This window comes from Bradyrhizobium sp. CCBAU 11357 (assembly GCF_028128865.1).
Taxonomy (GTDB): domain Bacteria; phylum Pseudomonadota; class Alphaproteobacteria; order Rhizobiales; family Xanthobacteraceae; genus Bradyrhizobium.
In genome coordinates this window covers 1-7,538 of sequence record NZ_LBJW01000060.1, presented here as the reverse complement: position 1 = coordinate 7,538, position 7,538 = coordinate 1, and the positions used below count along the sequence as shown (strand labels likewise).

The 7,538-nt window shown below is 56.2% G+C and carries 6 protein-coding genes and 2 pseudogenes; 7 read left to right on the top strand and 1 reads right to left on the bottom strand.

The window, feature by feature from the left end:
* Window positions 1–343: 343 nt before the first annotated feature.
* Window positions 344–970: pseudogene (locus XI05_RS09265) on the top strand (AAA family ATPase); the annotation flags it as partial.
* A gap of 1 nt (window position 971) precedes the next feature.
* Here XI05_RS09265 and XI05_RS09260 read toward each other — a convergent pair.
* Window positions 972–1,733: pseudogene (locus XI05_RS09260) on the bottom strand (TonB-dependent receptor plug domain-containing protein); the annotation flags it as partial.
* A 564-nt stretch (window positions 1,734–2,297) separates the two neighbouring features.
* On the opposite strand from XI05_RS09260, the gene XI05_RS09255 reads away from it, so the two are divergent.
* From XI05_RS09255 to XI05_RS09230, 6 genes are all read left to right on the top strand, one after another.
* The gene (locus XI05_RS09255; RefSeq protein WP_271500804.1) at window positions 2,298–3,695 is read left to right on the top strand and encodes an NAD(P)/FAD-dependent oxidoreductase; all 1,398 of its coding nucleotides are present in this window, start codon (window positions 2,298–2,300) and stop codon (window positions 3,693–3,695) included.
* A gap of 5 nt (window positions 3,696–3,700) precedes the next feature.
* Window positions 3,701–4,444, top strand: a complete 744-nt coding sequence (locus XI05_RS09250; protein WP_271500802.1) for a substrate-binding periplasmic protein — start codon at window positions 3,701–3,703, stop codon at window positions 4,442–4,444.
* A gap of 77 nt (window positions 4,445–4,521) precedes the next feature.
* On the top strand, window positions 4,522–5,175 hold the full coding sequence (locus tag XI05_RS09245) for an amino acid ABC transporter permease (protein WP_172789718.1): 654 nt from the start codon (window positions 4,522–4,524) through the stop codon (window positions 5,173–5,175).
* On the top strand, window positions 5,175–5,906 hold the full coding sequence (locus XI05_RS09240) for an amino acid ABC transporter ATP-binding protein (protein ID WP_271500800.1): 732 nt from the start codon (window positions 5,175–5,177) through the stop codon (window positions 5,904–5,906). Before XI05_RS09245 ends, XI05_RS09240 begins: the two co-directional genes overlap by 1 nt.
* A gap of 42 nt (window positions 5,907–5,948) precedes the next feature.
* Window positions 5,949–6,761, top strand: coding sequence for an IclR family transcriptional regulator (locus XI05_RS09235; protein WP_271500798.1), 813 nt, complete (start codon window positions 5,949–5,951; stop codon window positions 6,759–6,761).
* 21 nt (window positions 6,762–6,782) lie between these two features.
* Window positions 6,783–7,139: a RidA family protein gene (locus XI05_RS09230; protein ID WP_271500797.1), complete on the top strand. Its 357-nt coding sequence runs from the start codon at window positions 6,783–6,785 to the stop codon at window positions 7,137–7,139.
* The last annotated feature ends 399 nt before the right edge of the window (window positions 7,140–7,538 follow it).

The window sequence follows — 7,538 nt, the reverse complement described above, 5'->3', positions numbered from 1 at the left end:
AGGAAGCGAGGGTTGCTGCGCATCGAAGGAGGCGCCGGCGCTCCGCACGGTAGCAACACCGATCGGAGCGGCAGGTAGCTTGGTACAGAATGAGGTTTGGGAATCCGTACAGCCTAGCTGACTCACGCTGTAGTAGGGACTCGCTCCACCGGTTGGGGAGGCATTGTTGTCAGCTGACAACAGCAAGGCGATGCGCCCAACAAGCCGCTGCTTGCTGTTGGGTCCGCCATGTGGCGTTAAGAACTCGTTAACCCTTTATTTCTTGGAACAATCATAGAATCGTGGCCATCTCTCAAAACGGAGGTCAGGCGTCTGACGCGCAGAAACCGTCTCGGGAAGGCAAATGGCGATCTTAGCGGAAGATTCGGTTACGATGAGCGAGACTGCGTCTGCGCGGATCTCACGGCATGCCGGCATCCTTTCCGGCCAGCTTCGCTCGCTCGCCAAGACACTGTTCCCGCCTTCAGCAAGCAAATCGCTCCCGTCGTTCACCTCAGGGGAGGTTGCGCGAATTGCGGGTGTGTCGGATGGGTACCTTCGGCAGCTCTCTCTCGACGGACTTGGACCGACCCCAGCGACGGGCCTTGGCGGACGCCGATCTTATACCTTGGGCCAGATTCATGAGTTGCGCGGGTATCTAGCCACCGCACGGCCGCGCGAAGCATTGGAATTTCTCCCGCGCCGGCGCCCAGGCGATAAGCTTCAAATTATCACCGTCGCGAACTTCAAAGACGGCTCCGCCAAGACGACGACGGCATTGTATCTTTCGCAATCCCTCGCCCTGGCCGGCTTTCGGGTCCTCGCGATTGACCTCGATCCGCAAGCTTCGTTGTCAGCAATGTTTGGGTATCAACCCGAGTTCGACATCGCGGCGAACGAAACTCTCTACGGCGCCATTCGATACGACGAACACCGGCGGCCAATGCGGGAAGTTGTCCGACCGACTTATTTTGACGGGATAGTGCTCGTTCTGGAATGCTGTAATCGGAAGTCTTGCGGCCGTAGGCCTCAGCGTGGAACGCGAAGTTGTCGGCGCCTGCATCGACCAGCAGACCGCCTTCGACACCGCGGTCGACTGAGCTGAACGCTGTGCGCGTCTCGACCGTAGTGCAAGATGCTTCCGGCATGGCAAGCGGTGTGGGCTTGCCGTAGCTTTGGAACGGCAGTGTCGCACAAATCGGCAGTGGGTCGGGGATTCGGTTGTTGGTCGCGCTCACGACTCCACCGATCGAGGTCGACCCGTAGCGCAACCCGGCGGGGCCCCGTACCACTTCGATCTGGTTGATCGCCAAGGGGTCGATCGGGACGAAGTGATCTTCACCAAGGTCCGACGCTCCGCCGCCGTTGATGCCATTCTCGGTGATGCCGACACGGTTGACGTCAAGGCCCCAGATGATCGGTCGGCTAGAGGCGCCCGGCGCGAAGCTCGAGCCGGTGATGCCGGGTCTGGAGAATAGGAGATCACCCAGCTGACCGCCGCCTCCGATGCGGATTTCCTCGTTCGGCAGTACCGTGACTGTTGCAAACTGGTTGGCCACGATTGGCAGCACGCCTTGCTGAGTCACCACAGGGGAAGGCGTAGACGCGACGTCCGGACCTCGACTGCGATTGTGTGCGGCTCCGCGCGTGATTCTTGATGTAGTGCGTGTGGGAGAAGACTGCCGCCGCACGATGGGGCTGGGCGCGGTTAGCGTGACCGCTGGTAGTTCCGTCGGCGGCTTGTCCTGCGCCATCGCTTGTGTGCTCAAGATGCCGAGCAGAAGCCAGCTAGAGAAGTACACGAAATTTCATCGGCTCGTTTCCAAACAGGGGACAAGGGGCCACCCGCCGTCGCGATGCGACGGAGTTTGAGTTCGAGTGTTGCCGGGGATCGTCCGCGGGCGAATGCATGACGAGCCGAGCGTTGATCAACCGTTGGAAATCAGAAGGCGGGTGGCGCGCGCGGCTGAAACGTGGTGCACGCCAATCTCAAACCGACGAGACAGACATGGCCCAGCGCCTTGACGAGACAGTGGTCCGGTGGGGCTGAACCAAACAGCTCCAGCACGAAACATGCGAGCCAAGTGCCGCACTTAGTGCTCGACCAAAACCACTTCATCTAGAAACGCGCCCCGCCTCACCGCGAAACAAAATGCTCCGGGCGATGTAATGTTATAACATGACATTTCCGGTTTCGTGTCAAGTGGCGATAGGCATGAATCGCAGTCCGAATAGAAGTAGCGCAGAATCGATTGACAACATCGGACTGGTGCGCGTACATGTCTGAAGGCGATCACGATTAATCGCACAGCGATACAATGACAGAACAAGCTTACGATCCACTCGTCGATGATTATCCAGCCCCAAGCGTGCTGGATCCAGAAACCTATTGGGCGTCCGTCGCGGGCCCACCACCCCAAGACGACGGAGCCATCCAAGAAGGTGTGGAAGTCGACGTCGCCGTAATAGGAGGCGGCTATGCCGGGCTGAGCGCAGCCCTGTCACTTGCGCGCGACTACGGCATTAGAGCGATCGTCCTTGAAGCCCGTTCAGTCGCGTGGGGCTGCAGTGGGCGCAACGGTAGCTTCGCGCGCATTTCGGGCGGACGCATGCCTATTGCGAAGTTGATCAAAGTCTACGGAGAAGAAGTCGGCAAGGCCTACTTCAACGAGATGCTTCAAGCACTCAATGGGGTACGAGCGATAATCCGTGAAGGCGAAATTGATTGCGACGTGCAGCCTGACGGCGTCTACAAGGTCGCGGCGTTTAACGCTCACGTTGAGGCGCTAAAGCGCGAAACGGACCTCTACAACGATCTCGTTGGATATCCAGCTCGTTTTGTGCCCAAACACGGCTTAGCCGGAATTCATCATGGCGCGGAAGCGCATGGCGCCATGTACTTCCCTGACGGCTTCTCAATGAACCCGCTTAAGCTGGCGCGCGGCATTTGCCGACTCGCTCGTCGTTATGGTGCACGCGTTCACCCAAACTCCCCGGTGATTGGTTGGCAGCGCTACGGTGGTGTGCACCATCTGAGGACGCCAAGCGGTCTAGTCAAGGCACGCAAAGTCATCGTTGCAACCAACGGCTATACATCCTCGCGCCTTAATCCGTCGCTCGCTGCCCGCATTCTTCCCGTGCATTCGCAGATTATCGTTTCGGCACCGATGGACGAAAAGCAGATTGCGGGAAGTTTACCTTCAGGCAACTGCATGTTCGATACCCGCGGACTCCTATTTTATTATCGACGCTTGCCCGACGGGCGAATGATGTTTGGTGGGCGAAGCGCGATCACGGGCAAGGATGCCGAAAACCCAAGACACAAGGCCTACATGATTGATGCGATGCGGCGAAAATTTCCGGCCTTGTCGCAGGCAACCGTAGATTACTGGTGGGGTGGATGGGTTGCTGTGTCGATGAATTCGCTGCCGTTCGTTTACGCCGTTCCCGGCCAAGACCAGGTATTCTGCGGTGGCGGCTATGCTGGAAGTGGCGTGTCATTTTCCGTTCATGTCGGCAGTAAGCTCGCCATGATGGCCGCTGGTCGGACATTTGCGACTGGGGCGTCATTTCTAACACGTGAGCCGCGCAAATATCCATTCCCAGCCTTCATGAGATTGGGCCAGCGCATCGCCTATCGAGTGATGCAACGAAAAGACACGCGCGAGTCCTCAAAGAGAGCCTGTCATTGTTCAACATCAAATGAAGCGAGGTAATGAGTATGCCTAAGATCGCTGCGATTCTCTGGCTCGGCGCGTCACTCGTTCTCAACGGTACGGCATGGGCTGCGGAAAAGATAAAGGTTGGCGTCACGACCACGGGCATACCGTTTACATTTGTCGACCCCGAGAACCATGAAATCAAGGGCGCCATGGTCGACCTTGCAAAGGCGATCGCGGCCGACAACGGATGGGAAGTGTCGTTCGAAATCGTAGCATTTTCCGCGCTGATTCCGAGCCTCAATACCGGCAAGATAGATCTGATCTCCGCCGGCATGTTGGTCACCGACCAACGCAAGGAGGCTGTCAGCTTCGCCGATCCCGTCTTCGCCTATGGCGAGGCTATGTTTGTCGCGGCTGACGATAGGCAAAACTATACGCTGGAAGCGCTGAAGGCTCAGCCTGTAGGAGCCCAGATAGGCAGTGCTTTCGTAGAGCCTCTGAAGGGACTCGGTCTGTTCAGCGACGTCAAGCTTTACGATGGCATAGCCGACATCATGCGCGAAGTTAAGCTTGGTCGTGTCAAGGCAGGCTTTGGCGACCAGCCGATCGTTGCCTATCAGATTGTCCATAACCCGGCGCTCGGTGTGCGCCTTGTAGAAGGCTACAAGCCGCTGAAGAGTAGCGACGTTGCTCCAGCCGTTGCGAAACAGAATGTCGACTTGTTGCGGAGGGTCAACGCATCGATCGGTAAGTTGAAGGCAAGCGGCGAACTGGCGCGCATCTTCGCAAAATACAACCTCTAACTCCGCGGTGTCGAGGCGTCAGCGTCCTTTTAACTGCTTCGGCGAGGGACGTGTATCCACAATGGAGGGTGCTTCAAGTGAATACCTTTCTCTCCCGGTTTGCCGACTACTTGCCCTTCCTGATAAAGGGCCTATGGCTAACGATTGCTGTGACGTTAGCAGCTCTAGCGCTCTCTACTCTGCTGGGGCTGCTTTGGGCGCTGCTTCGTACTTCTGGCGTACGCTACCTCTCCGGCCCCACGCGAATCTTTGTTGAATTGATGCGCGGCGTCCCAATCTTGGTCGTCTTGTTCTATCTCTATTTTGTCATGCCTGATCTCGGAGTTGATCTCACAGCGTTTCAAGCAGGTGTCTTGGGACTTTCGCTCACGTACTCCTGCTATATCGGCGAGACGTTTCGTGCCGGTATCGAGGCGATCGACCGCGGACAAACCGAGGCGGCCAAATCGATTGGCATGAAGCATAGCTTAATGATGCGGCGGGTAGTGCTCCCACAAGCGGCGCGTGTTGTAATGCCGCCCTATGCCAACAACATGGTCATGCTGCTAAAGGACTCCTCCCAGGTGTCTGTGATCTCGGTAACCGAACTGACGATGCAGGGAAAAATGCTTGCGTCGTCGAATTTCGACAATCTCACTGTCTTCAGCCTGGTGGCAATTCTCTACCTATGTCTTGTGGTTCCTCTTAATCTGACAATGCGACGTGTCGAGCAAAAACTGAGGCTGGCCTGATGATCCGCTTTCAAGCAGTTCACAAGTCCTACGGAACTGCGCAAGTGCTGCGAGGTGTCGACGTAGACATTGCGAAGGGTAAGGTGGTTTGTCTCATCGGACCTTCAGGGTCTGGCAAATCAACTATGTTGCGCTGTATCAATGGGCTTGAGAGCTATCAGTCTGGCAGCATCTTTATCAACAATATGGAAGTTGATGCCCGATCGTCTAAGATTCATGAGGTTCGTGCTCGCGTTTCAATGGTGTTTCAGCGCTTCAATCTTTTCCCACACAGAACGGCGCTTGAGAACGTCATGGAGGGACCGCTTTACGTGCTCAAGCAAGGCCGAAAGGAAGTCATCGACCGCGCCGAGGAGCTACTCGTGCGTGTCGGACTCGCGAGCAAACTCAAATCATATCCGGCATCGCTGTCAGGTGGCCAGCAGCAGCGTGTGGCGATCGCGCGGGCCCTGGCGATGCAGCCCGACGCCATTTTGTTTGACGAGCCGACCTCTGCCCTCGACCCCGAAATGGTTGGCGAGGTTCTGCAGGTCATGCGCAGTTTGGCGGAAGAGCATATGACCATGCTAGTGGTTACACATGAAATTCATTTCGCACGGGAAGTTGCCGATCAGGTCCTATTCCTCGATCGTGGACAAATATTGGAGCAAGGATCCGCCCAAAACGTCTTGCGTGAACCTAGCCACGAGCGCACGAGGGACTTTCTGCGGCGGGTCACACATCCGGTCTGATAGTGACGGCGGAAGTGACGTGAGTTCAATCGGAACCGAGCAATGACTGCAGCGACCAACGAGAAAGAATCTCCATTGTTTATTGCTTCGTTCGCGAAGGGATTGATGCTTCTTTCATCCTTTCGTGGCGAGTATTCCAGCCTGAGCCTCGTCGACATGGCCGAAATTACCGGCATGAACAAGAGCACGGTGCAACGTCTGGCGTTCACGCTCGAAGCACTAGGCTATTTCGCCAAAGATCCCCAAACTCGTCGGTATCGATTGACACCCAAATCACTCGAAATCGGTACGGGGTATCTCCAGACCAGTGAATTGGTCGAGCGAGCTAACCCTTATCTCCATGAGCTCAATGGGACGACCGGAGAGAGTTGCAATCTCTTGGAGCCGTGCGAAACGGACATGATCTATGTCTCTCGATTTGCCGGACATAAGCAAATCTCGGTGCCGATCGCGCTAGGCCAACGTCTGCCGATGTATTGCTCCTCGGCAGGACGGGCGTTTCTTGCCGCGCTGTCCCCTGCAGCCAGCGATGCGATTCTTGCGCAATCGAAATTACAGGCGTTCACACATAAAACAGAAATTGATCCACAAGCTCTCCGTGCCGTTATCCAGGAAGCGCGTGCAGCGGGCTACGCAACCTCGAACGAGCAATACTACATCGGAGATATCGCCGTGGCGGCCCCGATCGTTAACGCTCAGGGCGATCCGCTAGCCGCGCTCAATGTCGCCGTTCCATTCAGTCGCTGGACCCTCGATTCCGTGATTGAGCAACTGGCGCCGCAAGTCGTGAATACTGCTCGGGCGATTTCGAACGCTGCGCGATCGTTACATCCGCTCACTGACCACCATCGTTAAACAACACAAAGAGTGTAAACCTTGAACATTCAACGCTTCGACGCCAATGGCAAACGTCTCTCTCACGTCCTCGTTTACAACGGAATTGCCTACATCACCGGGCAGACCGCCGTCGACCGCAAAAAGGACGTAGTCGGCCAAACGACTGAAGTGCTGAACAGGATCGACAATCTGTTGGCAAAAGCCGGCAGCGACAAGTCTCGTATCCTGTTTGCGCAGATCTGGTTGAAGAATGTCGTGAAGGACTTTGGCGCACTGAATGGTGTGTGGGAAGAGTGGATTCCTTCGAACGCGTTGCCAGCGCGTGCCACGGTTGAAGCCAATCTCGCAGCCGAGGACATCTTGGTCGAGATCGCCCTTCAGGCCGCAGTTAACTAGTATTTTGAAAAAGCCTGAACAGTCTACGATCACGACTGCATCACAAGTTGTCAGTCTAGGATGAAGCTGGGAACGTCCATCTTGCTCGATGGCAAGTTTCGAGTTTTGCGCGGAGCGATCATCCCGTACGAAGCTGTTGAGCACTGGGCAACTTACGTGGACAGCATTAAGGCGTGGAGGTTCGTGCTGGGATCTGTCGAACGTAATCGACGTGACGCAAAAGTTGCGGGAAGCGGAAGCAACTATCTAGTGGTCAAGCCCGCGCGTCGCCCGGAGGGCCGACTGGATTGGGCTATGGCCGATCATGCGTTGCAGACGGTACCGACTGAAAAGCCGGATAACGTACAGAGTCTTTCGCACTTTCAGGATTGACGGCTTCTTCTAGAATGAAGGAGCTTT